This is a genomic window from Lacticaseibacillus sp. 30 (genome assembly GCF_053819265.1).
The window spans coordinates 1-18,022 of the sequence record NZ_JBSOQX010000018.1 but is presented as its reverse complement, the minus strand read 5'-3'; the positions used below and the strand labels follow the sequence as shown (position 1 = coordinate 18,022).

The window sequence follows — 18,022 nt, the reverse complement described above, 5'->3', positions numbered from 1 at the left end:
AGAATGCCGCAATTATTAAGATTTGCTTGTGTTGACATCGTTTTGTAACATTTAATTAGGCAGCATGATAGGCTAGAGATAATAAGAAAACGGACCTGTCGACGACAGTATGTCTGGTTGGGAGTGAATGACATGAAAAAGTGGTTTTTGTTGGCAACAGCGATTTTGACCTTCAGTGGGGCTTCCGGTGCTGCTCTTTATCAGCATCAGGCAAATGCCTGAACTGACACAAAAACAGTCACTGTCACAACGCCTAAAAAGCAACCAGCTGCAACAGTAAAACCTAAAAAAGAGAACGCGACCGCCTCTTCGACAGTCGCTGTAACAAATTCCTCAGCGGCAACAACACAACCTTCTGAAGAGATCAGCCGTTCGAGCACGGTTGCGACTGTGCATACCGAGACAGCTTCGACAGCAAGTACGACTCGAGCAACGCCTTCGGTCAGTGCTGAGGATGTCAGCAACACTGCACCGGTTTATCTCGGCACATGGCAGAATGAGCACGTGACGCTGACAATTACGGCAGACCAGCTGACCGTTGTTCAGGCTGGCGTAACAACAAAAACCGGCTATAAGGTAACGCCAGAAGGCAATGGTTTTGTCTTGATCCCGACAGATGTCGGCGCTGATGCCATTTATTTGGTGCCAGTTAGTGGTGGCCTTGAATGGGTCGCGCCCGGTGTCGCATCGCCATTGATTCTGCATCACGCATGAAGTTCTTTACTTAAGATAACCGTGAACCGACCTTTGCACCCGGTGACGGTTGATGTTTGTTAAAATTGACGCATAAAAATAGCGTTGCGATCACCATCCGGAATGAAGGTTGATCGCAACGCTATTTTACTGGCCTAATTTGTTGTTAAGCTCAGTCTGTCGCTTTGTTCAACGTTTTGTCTTCAACCGTCGTAAACAAGTGATGATCAAAAAAGCGCTTGGTTTCTGGCAAGGCAAAACTTGTGTAGTCGCGGGCATGACCGGTTCCGGGCACAACATGCAGTCCGATATCGCGACCAAACATGGCAGCTTGTTGTAAAAAGTGCAAGGCACTTGGCAGTGGCATCAATTCATCAGCTGAATTGAACAACAATGCCGGACCTAATTGATCGGTTAAATGGTTGGTGGGATTGACCGCGGTCAACAAACGCGGGTCTAAGCCGCCAAGGTAAGTCTGCACAAAATACTTGTAAAATGAATCATGAATTTCGTGGATCTCGGTAAGACCAAGTTCTTTTTTCCCATCCACAGAAGCCTTTACCATTTGATTTTTTTGAACCCAGTTGGCAAAATCAACAACAGGGGACCATGCAACGAGCGGATAGCCGGAAGCTAAACTGTTTTGCAGAACCATGGTGCCGCCTGAACTTGCCCCCAAAAGTCCCAAACGCTCACGATCAAAATCATAAGGGGAAGCAAGTAACCAATTGATGAAATGATCGAAATCGTTTTGTGCTGTTGGATATAAATATTTAGGGGCTAAGCGAAAGTTCGGAATCGCAAATAGATAGCCGGCATCAGCAAAATATTCACCTAAATCGCTTTCATTTTCCTTATCGCCGTGAAACCAGCCACCGCCGTGTGCATACACGATGGCACCGCCATTGGCTTCGTCAGGTACATAGAGATCGGCGGCTAAATTATAGGCGCTATCGTAGATCACGTCTTTTTCCACTTGCATATTTGCCTGTTCCTCCTTATTCTTGTACATTAACCATAGTCTAACCATAGTCCCAAAACCCGTTTAAATGCAAATCTGGATTCCGATTCGTTCGGTTTTAAGTGCGGAAGAGGGATGGTGAAAGGAAAAAGGTATGCGATATTCATTTACGACAAAGGTGACACGGTCGACAACGGTCAAACGCTGGCTAGCAGAGCAAGGCGTCAGTCATCGCTTGTTCAAAAAAATGCTAGTGGATCATTTGATCTGGGTTGATGGGCAAGTATCTGACAATGGTCCGGTTGAAGCTGGCCAGATTATCCGCTTTGAAATTCCGACTAGCAAAACGCTGACGCCAGAGTTTGCGCCTTTAGAAGTCATTTATGAAGATGCTAATTGGCTAATTGTTTCAAAACCAGCTGGATTGACAAGCGTTCCCGGACCCCACACACCGAATTCGAGTTTATTGAATCGTATTTCGGGCTATTTGGTTGAGCAAAAAATTGACGCACCACAACCAGCCATCATGACTCGACTTGATCGCGATACTGTCGGACTGGTGCTGGCTGCAAAACATCCATACGCACAAGGCCGGTTTGATCAAGCACATCAGCGCACACTGACGAAGCATTACTTGGCGGTTGTCAGCGGTCAATTGCCATCCCCAAAAGGTGAAATTGATGCACCTCTGAAATTAGCGGCGGATGGCATTCACCGAATTGTGGCAGCTGATGGCCAGACGGCGCTGACAAAATACCGGGTTTTAAAAGAAAAAACCAATACTTTGGTTGATGTCCAGTTGCTGACCGGTCGGACACATCAAATTCGCGTTCATTTTGCAAGTTTAGGTCATCCATTAATTGGCGATCACCTTTATGGTCAGCCAGATGCGCGAATACCGTATCAAGCCTTGCAGGCGACGCGGTTGAAATTTACGGATCCTTTTTCGGAAAAGCGGATTACGGCTGAATTGCCGGTGCCGGCTTTGTTTAACCAACTGCTGACAGAAGCACACCAAATTGAGCCAACAATCTGACCTAGTATGACGTGCAGTAGATTCAGACGAAGACATGAAAAAAAGCCGAAGTGCAAAATGTGTTTGCACTTCGGCTTTTATTAAGGTTAGTGACCAAACGTCGTCAGGCATTTGTATCAGGATGCATCAGGCGATTTTCAACCGTCTGCCAGTTGATGACCTTGAAGAAGGCGTCCACATATTCTGGTCGGCGATTTTGATAATGCAAGTAATACGCGTGCTCCCAGACATCCAAGCCTAGCAGCGGGTATTGATGATACGTGATTGGTGAATCTTGATTTGCTGTCGTCACAATTTTTAAGGTCGCGTTGTCTTTGACAAGCCAGGCCCAACCTGATCCAAAAACAGATAAAGCTGCTTGACTGAATTCGGCTTTGAACTTGTCAAATGAATCGAAGGTATTTTCAAGATCTGCTAATAATTGGCCGTCCGGTTTGATGGTGCTTTCAGGACTCAGCATCGTCCAAAACAATGAGTGATTATAGTGTCCGCCGCCATTGTTCCGGACGGAAACGCGCACGCTTTCTGGCAGCACATCAAGCCCTGTCAATAGTTGCTCAATGGATTTGCCGGCCGCCTGAGGGACACCATCTAAACTGGCATTAAGTTTATCAATGTATGTCTGATGATGCTTGTCATGGTGAAGGTGCATCGTTGTTGCGTCAATGTAAGGTTCAAGAGCTGCATAGTCAAAAGGTAAATCTGGCAAAACAAATGTCATAGGAATCAACCTTTCTTGTTTGAGGCCAGCGTCACACACTTACTATAAGTAACTTTAGCATGTTGAAGAATGGCCAGCCTAATAACTTGCTCATGTTAACAATAATGTTGTGCCAGTGGTGGCTCATCAGCAGTCGTAAAAAGACAAAAAAATATCGCGTCCCACCAATGATAAACACTGATAGGAGGCGATATAGACTGATGAAGTCATTGAATAATTACTTAACTTCGGTGAAAACCACGCGCTTGCGCAGCTTCGGTGAATACTTCTTGAGTTGCAAACGATCAGGTGTATTCCGCTTGTTCTTGGAAGTCAAATAGATCCGTTCGCCGGTTTCATTGTTGCCTAAGATGATGTTATTCCGCATGTTTTAGCACCTCACTTTTTCATAATTTAACCTGTCAAGCATACAGGATTGACAGCCTAAAATCAAGGCTGGGCATTAAACGCTGCAAAAGGTGTAACACCGTGATTCTGCGCAATTTCAGCGACACCTTCAGGATCAGCATCTGCCAAACCGGCCAAATCAATTGAGTCGCTTTCGCCAGTGTCGGCCTGAACGACTTGGAATAGGGGTTCTGCTGGATAGACGAACAACTGCGATGTTGTTTTGACTTCTTGAGTTTCTTGGGTCAATAGAGGCACGTTTTGCAATGAGCTCAATAATGCTTGATTCGCTTCCAAAAAGTCATTTAATGTATCCCAACTATCAAGAATTGCGATAGGTGGTTCTAGTGGTGTGAGATAAGCAGCAAAGCGATGCAAATCGTCTTCCCATTGACGCACGGCACTTTCGGCGAAGGTTGTCTGATCCAATTGTTGAACTAATAACTGAGAGACAGACTCACTTTTAACCGAATCTGGCATACCAGTGATTCGTGCAGTTAAATCCGTAATGCACTGGAATGCCTGCTTGACATTCGCTAAAAATTTTAAAATATCCGTTCCGCCAGCACTTTCATATGCTGTTTGAAACTCATTTCCGAGCATGCGATTGTTTGACATGGGAAGTCCTCCTTTAAACGTGCTCACTGACGCCTAAACCGTCTCACAAGGACCTCGAGCACAATGACCATGGCGCATCATTGCATTTGAGGCCACTTATATGCCGGTTTCTAACCGCGCCAATTCACGCTCTTTTTAAACGCGATCACTGGCGCAGAAACCTCCTCATAAGGACCTTGGCCACAATGACCAGAGTGCAGTCATCGCGTCCCAGCCCACTTATGTTCCGGTTTCTAACCGCATCAGTTCACGCTCTCCCTTCATCATAAGCCAATCGCGCTCAGGCAGCACGTTTTTCTACTGGTTATGCCGCCGATGCCAAGTGCTCCAGCCCCATGTACCGGTCAAGATGAGGAGAAGCGCAATGGCGATACCGCTAATGATCCAAGGCAGTTGTGGATTGTCAGGTGCTTTTGTCTTTGGTTTGTTGACAACAGGTTGTAGGGTGTTTTTTGGTAAATGACCGCTATAGTGAAAGGCAAGTGTTTTTGTCCAAGAAAAGTCGCCTGATTTAGCTGTCCATTTGAGGGAATAGTCACCAGCCATGAGTTTGCGGTCATTGAGCAGGATGCTTTGGGTGAAAAACGAGTGCGGAGCGACGGCTTGCCCCACAAAATGACCGGTTATCAAGGCCTTTTTTGTTCCTGTTTTGCTTAAGGCATAGTCACTCGTGATGTCACCGAACTGATTGCCAGAAGGATTGCTGATGGTTGCTTGGACGGCGGCATAGTGGTTAATCGTACCAATGCCTGCTTTTGTCATTGCCAGTTGTGGCGGATTAGGCGTTTTGAAATCTTGGCGCAAAATAGTGGTGATCCCGATAGCAAAGCGATTTGTGAAGCTAACGCCGCTTGTCGACTTGTTGGTGCTGGCGTCATTTTCAGGAGACACATAGAAACCGCCAGAAATAACGCCAATAAAATGCTGGCTCGGTGCTTTTAATATATAAGTGACCAATTTTTCTGTTTTCGCTGGTACACTGACTTTTTCCGGCCCGCTAATGAGCGTATTCAAACGGCGTGCATCTTGGTTCAAAGGCGGCATAGCGCGATCAAAGGCGATGGCACCGCTGTCGGTAGTATAAGCAGGGTTCACGGCAATTGTATAAGTTTGCACCTGATCAGATAGGTTGCTGATTCGAAGTTGCAAATTTTCTTGTTGGTCAGGATCGACCTGCAAGTCAAAATAGCCTGCGTCTGCCTGTTTTTGATTACTAGGCAGCACAGGTGTAACAGCAAACTCTGGTGTTGTTGCCGTAGTCTTTTGCCCTGCTGCAATGAGAAATGGACTGATGACTAGCACCATTAGTGCAAACAAAGCGATTCTTTTCATGATAAACCCTCCACAGACCGCTAATACCGTCGTCGAAGCGGTATCGGTGGATGTTTTTATCCAACTTTTATGTAGCAGATAGTTGTCAGTGACTATCTGCAGGTTGAATTGCTCAGGTTGATCGTGATGAACCGACACACCAGTGCAGCCATTTTAATGAAGATCACCACATCTGGCGAAAATATAAGCATGAATAAGGTCGCTAGTTTTCGGATTCGATTGTTTTAAGTCGTTTCATCAACTTGACATATGTGCGTTTCATTTCTGGTCGGTGCGTCCTCCTCTCTTATAAAAAATCTCAGTCCAAGTGTTGGTCACTAGCTTAAACTGCATTCAATATAGTCGGTGATAACGGACAGTTACCAGATAACAACTTTATTTTACCGATTATTTCAATAAACAAAGCGTTGGAAGCTTGTGATGGACACATCATGAAAGGGGCTAGGGCTTGTTATCTGGTTGTGAATACTCGATAATATGAAAAGAAAAATAGTTTCGTCACTTTAAAATATGGCGAAGAAACCAAAAAAAAGCTGCGACGATCTCACAAAGTAGAAAAATCTTTCCAATTCATGAGACCGTTAGTCTGAAAGGAGCTGCTGATGCTGAAAGGATCGCGAGTCGCTGTCCGGCCATTTGAATTGACTGACGTTGAGGATTATTTCGCCTATGCACATTTAAAACAAGCCACATTACCAGCCGGCATGACCCCCTTAAAGTCGCAAGCAGCCGCCTTAGAACACATTCGACGATTTGCCCGTGAAAAGCAGGATTTGGCATTGGTGTATCGGCAGCATGTTGTCGGCAACATCGGCGTCTATCCGCGTGATTTATCGCCGTTGACCGGGGATGATATGACGCGGGAAATCGGCTATATCCTGCATCCCCAGTTTTGGCATCGTGGTTTCATGACCGAAGGCTTGCGACTGGTGATCGATGATCAATTTCATAACGGCATTCAAGCCGTCTGGGCAGGTGTCTTTCCAGAAAATATCGCTTCCATCAACTTGTTACAGCGTCTCGGCTTTGATTTTCAGTTCGAAGTGCCGCTCCCTCGTGGGTTGACACCTGATCAACCGCGCAATGAGCGATACTACCGATTACTCCCCAATCAGTTTGAAAAATGAGAAATTACTATAGCTATTTTATGAAAGCCGGGTGAATTCATCCCGGTTTTTCTCTTTTAGATAGGCATCGGTTTGAAAAATGTTATAATGAAAACGAGTAATAGTCTGGAGGTTTCAAGATGACTGTGCAAACAGAGTATCAGCAAGCGTATAACAAGCGGCTTGCAGCGATCGAGGCAGATCCGCGGCTAACCGTGCTGTCTAGCATGAATCAACCGCAGGACGCAGCCCAAAAAAAGGTAAGCCAATATATTGTGTTTACTGATTTTAAATTCGATGAGCAAAAGCAAAAAACAAATTCAATTTACGTTTATACGCCTTTTGAAAATGTTGATAAATATGGCCATTCCAAAGCGGATTATCAGTCACAACTTTTGTTTGAAACCAATCGTTGGGATAACGGCATGCACATCACTGTCTTGGAGACCCTTGGGTCGGAGAGCCGGCTCGCTTTCTACGATTTTGAAAATATGGGCTTGGCCCAGCTTGCTTTGAAAGCTTTCATTAATTTGGCAACGAAAGCTGACATTGCCCAAGTCGACGGTACGATTAGTTCGTTTGACAAGGTTAATTTGACAAAGCTGCGGCATATTTTCACTAAATTTGGTTTTACAATTAAACTGACTGATCCGCAGACTGGTATTGGCAAAATCAGTCGTAAGATGCAATGATCTGTTTATCCAGCTTATGCAGTGTATTTAATGAACATCGTCTTTTAGAGGCGGTGTTTTTTTTAACTAAATGTGTTGCGGCTCAGTGAAGACTAGGCAAACTATTGGGTCGTGATCAACTTTTGTGGCATGATGGCGTTAGCAAACCATTCGTAAGAAAAGTACGCCGCATTGTCAATGGAATGAAACAGATATATGGAAATAATGTAACAGTAACTTGCTGTTTAATTGCTGTTTTTCAATAAAAATAGGGTTGAATCGAAACACAATAAGCGTAATATGAAACACATCAATCAGGAGGAAGTGGCAAAATGGCAGAAGAGAAGCGCTATGGCGCGGATTTGATCGTCGAAAGTTTAACGAATCACGGCATTGACTATGTTTTTGGGATTCCTGGAGCCAAAATTGATCGGGTTTTTGAAAGTCTGGAGCATCCTAAATCAGAAAAGAGTCCGCAGCTAATCGTTGCGCGACATGAACAAAATGCGGCGTTTATGGCCGCTGGCATCGGCCGTTTGACCGGCAAACCAGGGGTTGTCCTGACAACTTCAGGACCGGGAGCATCAAACTTGGCAACCGGCTTGGTAACCGCAACGGCTGAAGGTGATCCGGTTTTGGCTTTATCCGGTCAGGTCAAACGCGCTGATTTGCTGCGAAGTTCTCATCAAAGCATGCGTAACGCCGATCTTTTTGCCCCGATCACCAAATATGCGGCTGAAGTTCAGGACCCCGATAACGTGAGTGAAATAATTGCGAACGCGTATCAAGCGGCTGAATCTGGCAAGCAAGGTGCAAGTTTTGTTTCTATTCCGCAAGATGTCACAGATTCGCCAGTCAACTCGGAACCGATAAAACCACTGGTCGCACCAAAACTTGGACCGGCTAGCCCCAGTGATATGACGTATCTGGCGCACGCCATCAAGGAAGCGTCATTGCCAGTGTTGTTGTTAGGAATGCGGGCATCGTCAAGTGATGTAACAGCAGAGATTCGCGAATTACTTTCAGTAACGGAACTACCTGTTGTGGAAACTTTCCAAGGTGCTGGCATCATTTCTCACCGTCAGATTGACAACTTTTTCGGCCGGGTTGGCCTGTTCCGCAATCAACCAGGTGACATGTTGTTACAACATAGTGATTTGGTCATTGCTATTGGGTACGATCCCGTTGAATATGAACCACGTAACTGGAATGCGGATGGCAAGGCGCGCATCATTGTCATTGATGATGTTCCAGCTGAGATTGATCATAACTTCCAGCCGGAAACTGAACTCATTGGTGATATTTCGCAAACGTTAGATATTTTGGTGCCATTGTTACGTGGCTACCAAGTTGCACCTGGCAGCAAGCGTTATTTAGAAGACCTTCAGGCAAAACTGCAGGATAGCGATGTACCACCGGCAATTGCTGATCAAAAAGTGCTTCATCCGCTCAGCATTGTTGCTGCCTTACAGGAGCGGGTCACGGATGAAATGACCGTTGCTGTTGACGTTGGGAGTCATTATATTTGGATGGCCCGGCACTTCAGAAGTTATGAACCACGACATTTGCTGTTTTCCAATGGGATGCAAACGCTCGGTGTCGCCTTACCATGGGCGATTGCTGCAACGTTGGTTCGCCCAGGAAAAAAGGCTGTCTCAGTTTCTGGTGATGGCGGCTTTCTCTTTTCCGGACAGGAATTAGAAACAGCAGTGCGCTTGCATGCAGACTTAGTGCATATTATTTGGAATGATGGCCATTATGATATGGTAAAATTTCAAGAGGAAATGAAGTACGGTCGTGCAGCTGGCGTTGACTTTGGTCCGGTTGACTTTGTGAAGTATGCAGAAGCATTTGGAGCAAAGGGACTGCGGGTCAATAAACCAAGTGAATTAGGGCAGGTTTTGGATGAGGCGTTTGCTACACCAGGCCCAGTTTTAGTTGATATTCCAGTTGATTATTCTGATAATGCGGAGCTTGGCGCGGCGATGCTTCCTGACCAAATTTACTAAGCTTTTGTTCATTCGTCAGCATTGCGCTTGGCGATCGCGTAATAGGAGGAGACCATCTGTGAATACTGATCGGTTATATCAACATGGCACATTGGCAATGCTTGTACCCGGATTGTTTGCTGGTACGCAAAAGATTGAAGAACTGCTGCAGCATGGCAATACTGGTATTGGCACTTTGACGGGGTTAGATGGCGAACTTGTGATCATTGATAGCAAAGTTTATCAAGTCAATGCACAAGGCGCTGTTCGCGAAGTCGGGTCAGAAGAAGAAGTACCGTTTGCAAACGTGCATTATCAAGCTGATAAATCTGTAGGCAAACTACAAGGACTTGATTTGTCAGGCTTTCAAAAAACGGTTTTGGAACGCCTTCAAACGGCCAATCTTTTTGCTGCAGTACGCGTTGAGGGGCGGTTTACGCAGATGCATACACGCGCGGTGTTGCCACAACAGCCACCGTATCCAACGCTTACTGAAACAGCTTCAGGTCAAAAAGAATTCAACGCTGAGAATATCAAGGGTACATTGATTGGGTATTATTCGCCTGATCTCTATGCGGGTGCGGTGTCACCGGGGTTCCACTTGCATTTTCTTGACGCTGATCATCACATGGGTGGCCATATTCTTGGCTTCGAACTCGACAGTGGCGAATTGTTTCTGCAAAAGTTTAGTGACTTCCAGCTACATCTGCCGACAACCAACGATGCTTTTTTAAAGCAAAAATTTGACACGGCAACACTGGTCGCCGATATTCGCAAGGCTGAGAATTGAGTTAAAGCCTTGTGAGAGGCAGTTGCTGTTGAAGGCCGAACATGTTAACGTGTAAACCAATAACGATTAGAGGTTGCATTTGTCATGAATCCCAACCGCAATGGCCTGAACGCCAGATGCGCGGTTGCAAAAGGGGCGGATGCCGAAATGCCGGATTTGTTCAGAAATCCGACATTGGGCCAGTTGGACAACATCCGCTGGACTGTCGCGAACATCGCGGGGCGCTAATGAATCGGATCACGTTTAGTCATTGTTAGAAAAATGATAAGCTGATGGGTTGATTCTCGCCCGTTGGCTTTTTTTGTGAGCGCGAGCAGGAGCGCTTAGAAACCGGAACATAAGTGGCCTTGAACCTAAATGGCCGGGCTTTGGCCATTTAGGTTCAAGGTCCTTATGTGTAGGTTTCTGCGACTGCGAGCGCGTTATAGAAAGCTAGCCCAGTATCAGTTACGGCCGCCAGTCGAAAGATGCCTTAAATCTAAACGGGCGGCCGGGTTTTGACCATTGCGTCCAAGGTCCTTATGTGTAGGTTTCTGGGCTGGTTCGCGCGTTATAGAAAGCTAACCAAGAGCCGATTATGAGCCACTCAGTCGAAAAATGCTGTGAATTTAAACGGGCCAGCCGTTAGGGCCGACGTCCTTATGTCTAGGTTTCTGCGACTGCGAGCGCGTTATAGAAAGCTAACCCAGTATCAGTTACGGCCGCCAGTCGAAGATGCCTTAAATCTAAACGGGCGGCCGGGTTTTGACCATTGCGTCCAAGATCCTTATGCGCAGGTTTCTGGGCTGGTTCGCGCGTTATAGAAAGCTAACCTCGCTCCCCGAGCCTCGCATTCTCAACCTATCAAAAACTTCAAAAGGAGCAAACTATTGGCACAGTCAGAATCAAATCAAGTCAAACGTGAACTCAAAACTCGCCATCTCTCCATGATTGCCTTAGGCGGCAGCATCGGCACTGGTCTCTTTGTTGCCAGTGGGAGTGCGATTGCCACCGCTGGACCAGGCGGGGCCATTGCTGCGTATGTCGGCATTGGGTTGATGGTCTTTTTCCTAATGACCAGTCTCGGTGAAATGGCTACCTATGTTCCCGTTTCGGGGTCGTTCTCCGAGTATGCTAGCCGATTTGTTGATCCGGCATTTGGGTTCGCACTTGGTTGGAATTATTGGTTCAATTGGGCAATCACGGTGGCCGTTGATGTGTCCACCACCGCAATCGTGATGCATTTTTGGCTGCCAGATGTGCCTGGATGGCTGATTTCAATGGGGTTCTTAGCGTTGATTTTTGTCATCAACATTATTTCTGTTAAGTCCTTTGGTGAAACTGAGTATTGGCTTTCATTAGTCAAAATTGTCACAGTGCTGGTCTTTCTTGTTGTTGGTCTATTGACCATCGTTGGGATCATGGGCGGCAATGGACCGATTGGTTTGAAAAATTACACAACCGGAGCGGCGCCATTTGTTGGTGGTTTGCCAGCTACCCTAGCCGTTTTCGTCGTTGCTGGTTTTTCTTTTCAAGGGACTGAACTGATTGGCATTACCGCGGGAGAAAGTGCCACGCCGGAAACGAGTATTCCTAAAGCGATTAAACAGGTGTTTTGGCGAATTTTGCTCTTTTATATTTTATCTATTGCGATCATTGCTGCCATCATTCCCTATACCAGCCCGAATTTATTAGGTGCGAGTGTCGATCAAGTTGCGATTTCGCCATTCACTTTGGTATTTGATCGCATTGGGTTAGCAGGAGCGGCCAGCGTCATGAACGCGGTCATCTTGACATCGGTTTTGTCCTCGGCTAACTCAGGGATGTATGCCTCGACCCGCATGTTGTGGGCAATGGGTGGTTCCGGTTTTGCGCCGCGCGTTTTCCAGAAAACGAATAACCGGGGGATTCCAGTTGCAGCACTGCTGTTAACAACCTTGGTTGGTGCTTTCACCTTTTTAACCAGCATTATGGGACCGCATGTCTATCAACTACTGGTTGCAGCTTCTGGTCTGACTGGATTTCTTGCATGGTTAGGCATTGCTGTCTCACATTTTCGCTTTCGGCGCGCTTTCGTGAAGCAAGGACACGATCTGAGTGAACTCAAGTATCATGCAAAATGGTTTCCGGTTGGCCCAATTCTGGCGATTATTATGAGTCTCATTGTCATCGTTGGTCAGGATTTGCAGGCAGTTCAAAATTTTGCCTGGGGTCGATTACTGGTTTCCTACATGTCAATCCCGCTTTTTATTGTCTTATTCGTCTGGTACAAAGTGAAGCATCGGACAAAAATGATTCCGTTAGACCAAGTTGATCTGTCCGCTCACCGAGATCACCGAAATTAACGATGCAAAAAGGCAGTTTCCACACATTGAACTGAGTGGGAACTGCCTTTTTAGGTGATGCTATCACCACTTAAAAGTACCAGTTTCTGATGAGCGTGCTGAAGCTGTTTTGCCGAGATAAAGGCGGCGAATCAACATATAAAGTTGGAAAATAGCACTGTCGTCATCATCAATAATCCAAGTGGCAACCTCGCCTTTGAAATCCGATGGTGCTGCTGCTCTAATGGCGGCTTCATTGTCGACACTGGTAATCACCAAGTCAGCTTCCTGACAAGGCGCATCATCTGGCAACAAATCAACGACACTAAGATCGTCCAGAAAGTTTACCAAACGGCGATTGAGGAGATCATGTCCTAGGTAAACCAGCTTCACTTGCACAACTGGTGTTTCTGAGAAGTATCGCAAATAAGGAGCCAAAAGATAATGAATAATGCGCAAAAATCCTGCATTTTTACCAAGAAAACGACGGTAGGCAGGGGTGTCTGGCAAACCAGCGATGAACGTTTGCAAGGTATGGTACAGCTTAGTCTCTGTGTATGGCAGCCCTTCAGGTTGATAGTAATCCACGATGTGCATGAAATCGCCGCCCAGAAACTCATTGTTCAACGCGATCCGAGCTAGATTCAGAACTAGCTCGTGTTCGTGATAAACATCGAAATCACTGTCAGGTCGAACATGAGCATTCAAAAAAGCCAAGAGTCGCTTAGTGAAATCTGTCGTCACGGTTTTTTTGTCACTTAGGTAGCGGATAAAAGCATCACTCGTGGCGTCAGTTGGTAAAAATGTAATGGTGCGATTTTGCTGAAAGTAGAAGAAGTCGTTTTCGCTTTTCATAAACCGTGTGTCGTAAGCAGGAAACATTTCTTTCGTGTAAACCGGATATTGAAAAGGTGAATACTCATCGAAAATTTTGTCAAATGGCGCTGCGCCGTCAACGAAATGGTTGCCACTTATGCGTACGCGGCTGATGGCCCAAAACAATACTTCTTCAAGAATATCGACTGGATTCTTTTTGGCACTGGGTAAGGCGGTGTATTCCTGAACAATTTTTTGTTCATCTAAAACTTTGAATGGCCAATCGACGCCGTGGTAGCCAATCCAATAGAAGGCGAACAAGAACAATCTGATGCGGCTTTCCTGACCGGCAAAGCCTAAGTCGCTAAAGGACAACTTAAGCTGATATCGTTTAAGAAGATTACGGAGAGCAGACGTCTTGCGAACCAACGTGGAACGGCTGATATAATGGGCACGACAGAACTTGTCTGTGGACGGGTGATTAGCTTGCACAATGTAATCGACAAATTGGAACGCGATAGCGTGCTGCAACAAATACAGATGATAATCGTCCACTGTAATATCGATATCGACCAGAAGACTGATTTGTTTCCGTTTCATTTTTTCTGGATGTTTTGTTAAAACTGTCAAGTCGCGGAAAAGTTCCTGCAGGATGTTATACCCTTGCTGATAGGAAAGGTCTAGGTGCTGACTGAGGGTATTGATCGTGTATGTTTGCACATTGGTATCTTTGATCGCTGCGAACATTTGGAACTTCTGCAGATCAGCGCGATCTAAAAAAGTTTGTTCATACAGCATGGTACACCCCCTTATCTAAAAGCAATTCACCCCTACCTACGTCAATTATAACAAAAAAAGTAAAAATGATGACAGTTTGTTAGTGAAACATTGAACTTTAGGGAAACCCGCTATTTTCTAAAGCCGAGTAAATGAACAATAACAATTTGGTATAGTTTTTAGACCCGACTTGTACTCGTAACAGGGGTGAATACCTGCGTCTTGACAAAGTATGACGTATAATAAAAGACACAAAATCGTATTTTAGGGGTGGGGAGTCCATGGAAGCCAATCACGACATCTTTTTGTCGATGTCCGACGCTGAAAAGCTCAATTTGTTTCACGCCATTATCTCGGCACGAATTGCGCAGACGCCGGTGAGAACGCAGTTGGCTGGTGATCACGCACATTATTCGGTTGTCGGCGATGTGAATTTAAAACAAATTGCGGCGATTACTAATCGTAACTATGGGAGTGTCTATAATACCTACACTGGGTTGGTTAACTCTCTGGAGGAGATACTGGGTCGCAAGCATGCGTCCACTAAAATGTTGTTTGCCATTCCAATTGATGAATTTCGCTATGATCTGGTGAAAAAGTCGAACCCATATCGTTTTTTGGACGCAGTTTTATATAAGCGCTATCAAAACTTTGATGACTTTTTAATGGCGTCCGATAGTTCCAAAGCCACCATTTTGCGACATCTGAAACCTATTCGCGGTTACGCCAAAACCTGTGGGGTTCAATTTTCATATGAGACATTGTCGTTTATTGGGTCAGAATTAAATATCCGAATTTTTTTGGGGTTAACATATTGGTTAGCAACGAATGGCGCGGATTGGCCATTTGAAAATATGACGCATGAGCGTGCCAGCGAAATTCTTGATGCCGTTCTTAAAGCCTTTAAGGGCGGCGATGTGAATGTCGTGACACGTGAATTGTTGCTCTATTACATTGCGGTGGCACATCAACGCATTTTGACAGGGCAGGTGTTGACGCATGATCCGGATTCACAGATTTTACGGTATCCAATGCCAAATCTGTTTTCACCAATTGCTGAAGCGCTGACTGACGGACATCCAGTTTTAGATGGCTTATCTGAGCAGCAGCAACAAGGGGAAAGCGATGCGCTCTATTTTCTGTTTAATTTTGCGCCGCTGTATATTGTCAGTGATGGCCCGCTTGAGCGACGTGTGATCGAACGGTACAACCGCTATAATCCCGAAATTTATCAGTTGATTCAAGCCTTCTTTGCGTGTTTCCCATATAACTTTAAGCTACATCTGCACTTGCCAGAAGAGACGTATAATCTGTTGTTAGCCAATATGCTGAGTGTCACCGTCAGCGTGTTGGTGTTCAAAAAAGACTTCACAACAACTTTACTCGCTGAGTTCAGTTCCAACATGCAGCAGACCAAAGATGATCCGGCTTTCTATGCTCAGATCAAAGCCACGCTTGAAAAAGTAGTGGATGAAGAACATCTCGAATCGTTTGACGGGTACATTGATGTTTTGGCCGAAGCGCTGTATCGCAACTTGCACCAACTACTCATCCAATTTCAGCCGCCAAAGAAAATTGTGGTTGCGCCAGTTGTTGAACAAACGATTACGGGCTATATTGACTTGCTAGCGTTTTTGCACGCTATCCCATTTGTCGAATTAGCGTCGCCCAATGCTAATCTGAAAGATGCCGATTTGGTCATCACGACTTCGGTTGAGCCAGTCAAAAAAGTAGCCGGCAAGGCACAGATATTCCCATGGCATATCAATGTTAGCAATGACCATTACGGCCAACTGTATGCCTTACTCCGTGAACTTTGGGATAAAAAAGTTTTAGAAGATGCCCGGTTCATTTATTAAAAGACAAATAGCTGCTTGCATTTGGGCCAAGAGGACTGGCTCCCATTATTTTTGAATAAAAACAGTGTAGGCGCTTGTTAATCAGTGCTAAATGCGGTAATTTTAAGAATGAATAGCAAACACGTCTGAAGCGTCTATTGGATGATCAAGAGAGACAGCGGTTGGTGAAAGCTGTCAGCCATCCATATTCCAGCGCCTTAGTGGGTAGTGATGAACTGCACGGCCACTGACCGTTATCAGTTATTGAGGGTGGCGCATAGGCGTCAAACTTGGGTGGCACCGCGGAATGGCCTTTCGTCCCAACGAGATGGAAGGCTTTTTGTGTGCACTGAGATTTCAGACGCATCATGACCATATGAGGAGGACAAACCATGTTAGATCTAAAACTGATCCGGCAAAAACCGGAATGGGCCAAGGAAAAGTTAGCTGCACGTGCGATTAAAGGTGAAGAGATTGATGAATTATTAGCTTTGGATACGCGCCGGCGTCAGGTGACCGTTCAAACTGAAGAGCTTAAAGCCAAGCGCAATGATGTTTCAGGCCAAATTGCGGTTATGAAACGTAACAAGGAAAATGCTGACGATCAAATCAAGGCCATGCGGGAAGTAGGCCAAAAGATTGCGGCTTTAGACAAAGAACTCGCCCAGCTGAATGAAAAAGTAACCTACATTCTCGTCCGATTGCCAAACTTTCCGGCTGATGGCGTGCCAATGTCGTTAAATGAAGACGATTCCCGTGAAGAATACAAATGGGGAAACATACCAACGTTTGATTTTGAACCAAAGCATCACTGGGATATTGGTGAAAAATTAGGCATTCTGGATTTTGAACGCGCGGCAAAGGTTGCCGGTAGCAGATTTGTTTACTATAAGGGCGCTGGTGCACGTCTTGAACGCGCCGTCTATAACTTCTTCTTGGATGAGCACCAAAAAGAAGGGTATGAAGAAATCATTCCCCCATACCTCGTTAACAATGATTCTATGTTCGGTACTGGTCAATTTCCAAAGTTCACTGATGCGACCTATACGATCACGAATGATGGTGAACCACTGACTCTGATTCCAACAGCAGAAGTGCCTTTGGTCAACTATTATCGGAATGACATTATTGATGCTGAAAAACTTCCAGTTAATTTCACCGCACTTACACCGGCTTTTCGTTCTGAAGCTGGCAGTGCCGGTCGCGATACTCGCGGCTTGATCCGGATGCATCAGTTTAATAAGGTCGAAATGGTCAAGTTCTGCAAGCCTGAAGATTCTTGGAAAGAACTTCAAAACTTGATTCACGATGCCGAAGATCTTTTGCAAAAGCTCGGATTGCCTTATCATGTCATCACGCTGGCAAGTAATGACGCTAGCTTCACCAGTGCGAAGACGAATGATCTGGAAGTCTGGATGCCAGCGCAAGATCGCTATCGTGAGATCTCAAGTTGCAGCAATTGCACTGATTTTCAGGCGCGTCGTGCACAAATTCGCTATCGTGATGACGACGGCAAATTGCAGTTTGTCCACACGCTCAATGGCTCAGGGCTTGCTGTAGGGAGAACAGTGGCTTCTATTTTGGAAAATTATCAGCAAGCTGATGGTTCTGTGAAAATTCCTGATGTGCTTGTACCATACATGCAAGGACAAACCGCAATCACCAAGGAAGATTAATTGTTTCATGCATCTTTATGCAGTGAATCGCAAATGATTCACTGCTTTTTTAATGCAAACGTTCGGACTTTAAATTCTTAGCAAAACCTCATTTAAAAAGTGTTGACGCGGGTTCGTAAAGTTGATAATATATTCTCCGTTGTCAAATTCATAACCGATTCCGAGATTCATATCGGTTGCATGTTTATTCAAAAAGTTGTTGACATATTTCAACAGCTAGTGATAATATATGAAAGTTGTCTTTTGACAAGGTCGTCCTTTGAAAACTGAACAAAGTTTCGTTTAAATGTGCAGGGTCCTTGGTACTTC

14 protein-coding genes, 1 pseudogene and 1 riboswitch are annotated in these 18,022 nt (G+C 45.4%); of the genes and pseudogenes, 9 read left to right on the top strand and 6 right to left on the bottom strand.

The window, feature by feature from the left end; all coding sequences use genetic code 11:
- Nucleotides 1–132: 132 nt before the first annotated feature.
- A pseudogene (locus ACWPAB_RS11370) lies at nt 133–714 on the top strand (hypothetical protein).
- 151 nt (nt 715–865) lie between these two features.
- On the opposite strand, the gene ACWPAB_RS11365 reads toward ACWPAB_RS11370, so the two are convergent.
- Nucleotides 866–1,675 carry an alpha/beta hydrolase gene (locus ACWPAB_RS11365; RefSeq protein ID WP_003579835.1) on the bottom strand — a complete coding sequence of 270 codons (810 nt, stop codon included), beginning with the start codon at nt 1,673–1,675 and terminating at the stop codon, nt 866–868.
- Between the two features lie 133 nt (nt 1,676–1,808).
- Between ACWPAB_RS11365 and ACWPAB_RS11360 the strand changes: the two genes are divergently transcribed.
- Nucleotides 1,809–2,690, top strand: a complete 882-nt coding sequence (locus ACWPAB_RS11360) for an RluA family pseudouridine synthase (RefSeq protein WP_003579832.1) — start codon at nt 1,809–1,811, stop codon at nt 2,688–2,690.
- 103 nt (nt 2,691–2,793) lie between these two features.
- On the opposite strand, the gene ACWPAB_RS11355 is transcribed toward ACWPAB_RS11360, so the two are convergent.
- The 4 genes from ACWPAB_RS11355 to ACWPAB_RS11340 form a co-directional block, all read right to left on the bottom strand.
- A complete protein-coding gene (locus ACWPAB_RS11355; protein WP_003579831.1) occupies nt 2,794–3,411 on the bottom strand; it encodes a superoxide dismutase in 618 nt (205 codons plus the stop codon).
- A gap of 217 nt (nt 3,412–3,628) precedes the next feature.
- Nucleotides 3,629–3,778: a 50S ribosomal protein L33 gene (rpmG, locus tag ACWPAB_RS11350; RefSeq protein ID WP_003566154.1), complete on the bottom strand. Its 150-nt coding sequence runs from the start codon at nt 3,776–3,778 to the stop codon at nt 3,629–3,631.
- 62 nt (nt 3,779–3,840) lie between these two features.
- Complete coding sequence (locus tag ACWPAB_RS11345; RefSeq protein WP_003566145.1) at nt 3,841–4,416, bottom strand: hypothetical protein; 576 nt, start codon at nt 4,414–4,416, stop codon at nt 3,841–3,843.
- 297 nt (nt 4,417–4,713) lie between these two features.
- Entirely contained in the window at nt 4,714–5,748 is a 1,035-nt protein-coding gene (locus ACWPAB_RS11340; protein WP_003579826.1) for a DUF916 domain-containing protein, read from the bottom strand.
- 602 nt (nt 5,749–6,350) lie between these two features.
- Here ACWPAB_RS11340 and ACWPAB_RS11335 point away from each other — a divergent pair.
- The 5 genes from ACWPAB_RS11335 (at nt 6,351) to ACWPAB_RS11315 (ending at nt 12,627) form a co-directional block, all read left to right on the top strand.
- Entirely contained in the window at nt 6,351–6,875 is a 525-nt protein-coding gene (locus ACWPAB_RS11335; protein WP_003573293.1) for a GNAT family N-acetyltransferase, read from the top strand.
- A 119-nt stretch (nt 6,876–6,994) separates the two neighbouring features.
- Nucleotides 6,995–7,546 carry a hypothetical protein gene (locus ACWPAB_RS11330; RefSeq protein WP_003566139.1) on the top strand — a complete coding sequence of 184 codons (552 nt, stop codon included), beginning with the start codon at nt 6,995–6,997 and terminating at the stop codon, nt 7,544–7,546.
- Nucleotides 7,547–7,857: 311 nt separating this feature from the next.
- A complete protein-coding gene (gene alsS / locus ACWPAB_RS11325) occupies nt 7,858–9,534 on the top strand; it encodes an acetolactate synthase AlsS (protein ID WP_003570709.1) in 1,677 nt (558 codons plus the stop codon).
- Nucleotides 9,535–9,592: 58 nt separating this feature from the next.
- Nucleotides 9,593–10,303 (top strand): acetolactate decarboxylase, encoded by a 711-nt coding sequence (gene budA, locus ACWPAB_RS11320; RefSeq protein ID WP_003566135.1) that lies wholly within the window; start codon nt 9,593–9,595, stop codon nt 10,301–10,303.
- Between the two features lie 59 nt (nt 10,304–10,362).
- A riboswitch (Lysine riboswitch) is annotated at nt 10,363–10,538 on the top strand.
- A 634-nt stretch (nt 10,539–11,172) separates the two neighbouring features.
- On the top strand, nt 11,173–12,627 hold the full coding sequence (locus tag ACWPAB_RS11315) for an amino acid permease (protein ID WP_003573317.1): 1,455 nt from the start codon (nt 11,173–11,175) through the stop codon (nt 12,625–12,627).
- A 63-nt stretch (nt 12,628–12,690) separates the two neighbouring features.
- On the opposite strand, the gene ACWPAB_RS11310 is transcribed toward ACWPAB_RS11315, so the two are convergent.
- Nucleotides 12,691–14,220 (bottom strand): helix-turn-helix domain-containing protein, encoded by a 1,530-nt coding sequence (locus ACWPAB_RS11310; protein ID WP_003566131.1) that lies wholly within the window; start codon nt 14,218–14,220, stop codon nt 12,691–12,693.
- A 260-nt stretch (nt 14,221–14,480) separates the two neighbouring features.
- On the opposite strand from ACWPAB_RS11310, the gene ACWPAB_RS11305 reads away from it, so the two are divergent.
- Nucleotides 14,481–16,058 (top strand): helix-turn-helix domain-containing protein, encoded by a 1,578-nt coding sequence (locus ACWPAB_RS11305; RefSeq protein ID WP_003579823.1) that lies wholly within the window; start codon nt 14,481–14,483, stop codon nt 16,056–16,058.
- 371 nt (nt 16,059–16,429) lie between these two features.
- Nucleotides 16,430–17,713, top strand: coding sequence for a serine--tRNA ligase (serS, locus tag ACWPAB_RS11300; protein WP_003579820.1), 1,284 nt, complete (start codon nt 16,430–16,432; stop codon nt 17,711–17,713).
- Nucleotides 17,714–18,022: the final 309 nt, after the last annotated feature.